Raw genomic sequence first — 1604 nt, forward strand, 5'->3', positions numbered from 1 at the left:
GGATGGGCCCGCTCGCCCTGCTCGGCGGAGCCCTGGTGCTGGTCGCCTCCGGAAAGGGCGCGCTGGCCTCGCTGTTCGAGCGCGACCACGCGCGCTCCCCGTACGAGCGGCCGCAGCGCGCGCTGGCCGCCAGCTATGTGCACGGGCTCGGGCCGCGCCCCGAGCACGACTACCCGGCGGTGCGCTGCAACCTGGTGCCCGGTGTCGGCGAGCTGTTCATGGTGCCCGCCCTGACCGAGGCCGGGCCCTGCGACATCATGATCTGGGAGGCCCGACCGGGCGGCCCGGCGGACGCCTTCGACGGGATCCGCGATCCGGCCGAACACCTGCGGGTGACCCTGGAGTTGATGAAGACCTTCACACCCTGGGAGTACGACCGCACCCGCTCCGGCGTCGAACTCACCGACGCGGGCGGCACCCTGGCCGGGCGCTTCACCCCGGCGGTGCGCCACCCGATCGGCGAACTGCCCGGCGGCGGTTCGGTGCTGGGCGTCGCGGACGTGGTCGTCCTCAACGACCCGATCGCCGGCCAGGGCTCCAACAACGCCGCCAAGTGCGCCGCCGTCTACCTGGAGGCGATCCTCGACCACGGCGACGGGCCCTTCGACCGGGCCTTCCAGCAGGAGGCCTTCGACAGGTTCTGGCACCTCGCCGCCCCCGCCACCACCTGGAGCAACGAACTGCTCGCCCCACCGCCCCCGCACGTCCTCCAGATCCTCGGCGCCGGGGGCCGGTCGCCCGCCGTGGCCCACCGGTTCGCCAACGCCTTCGACGAGCCGGCGGACCTGGAGGAGTGGTACTTCGACCCGGCCCGGGCGGGCTCCTACCTGGCCTCGGTCGCCGTCGGCGACTGAGCGGACGGCCGCGCGGACCACCGAAGGGTCAAGATCTTCCCAAGTCCCGGACAAGCGGGCACCGTTCGTGGTGGGTTCTTCTCGCCCCCGGACGGGGGTCCCGTCCGGCCCGTCACCCGGGCCCGGCGGGCGACGTGGACAACGGGAGAAGACCAGTGGCGGTCGACGGGGGCAACATGGCCCAGGCTGTGATCGATACGGCGTACAACGAACGCAAGCGGCTGCACACCGGCCGCAGCCGGACCGTCGCCGTGGTCGTCTTCGGCCTGCTGATCGCACTCGGATTCTTCCTGGCCCTGGTGGTCGGGAAGGCGGACCCGGACACCCCGCCGACCTGCGACGGCCAGACCATGACCCGGCACAGCGAGTGCCGGATCTGGTCCAGCCGCGGCGGCGGGGGCACCTACTCCTACGACGAGATGATCGACCGTCGGGAGTCCGGCAACGGGGTGTGGCGGGTGATCGGCTTCGGCGGCGCGGGCGTGGCCGCCGTCCTGATGGTCGTCTCCATCGCCAAGCTCAACCCCAACCGCCCCTGGGGCGATCCGGTCGGCGCCGCGTGCCCGCGCTGCCGGGAGCTCAACCTGCGGGAGAAGCACACGGTGCACAGCGTCACCCGGGGCCGGACCACCCACCGCTACAGCGGCATCGTCACCCTCTGCACCCCGGCCTGCGGTTTCGCCACGATCCGCCAGCGCTGACCGGCGCCGCGGGGGCCCCAGGGCCGCAGGGTCCCCGAATAGGTCCTCC

General features: G+C 73.1%; 2 protein-coding genes. Both read left to right on the plus strand.

The genetic code is table 11. The features are described 5' to 3' along the window. Window positions 1-854 (plus strand): styrene monooxygenase/indole monooxygenase family protein (locus tag ACIQOV_RS40760; protein WP_401056100.1); only part of this gene is annotated, 854 nt, incomplete at its 5' end. 176 nt (window positions 855-1030) lie between these two features. Beyond that, window positions 1031-1555 (plus strand): hypothetical protein, encoded by a 525-nt coding sequence (locus ACIQOV_RS40765; protein WP_380634641.1) that lies wholly within the window; start codon window positions 1031-1033, stop codon window positions 1553-1555. The last annotated feature ends 49 nt before the right edge of the window (window positions 1556-1604 follow it).

Origin of the sequence: Kitasatospora sp. NPDC091257 (genome assembly GCF_044757675.1) — a bacterium.
Taxonomy (GTDB): domain Bacteria; phylum Actinomycetota; class Actinomycetes; order Streptomycetales; family Streptomycetaceae; genus Kitasatospora; species Kitasatospora lactacystinica.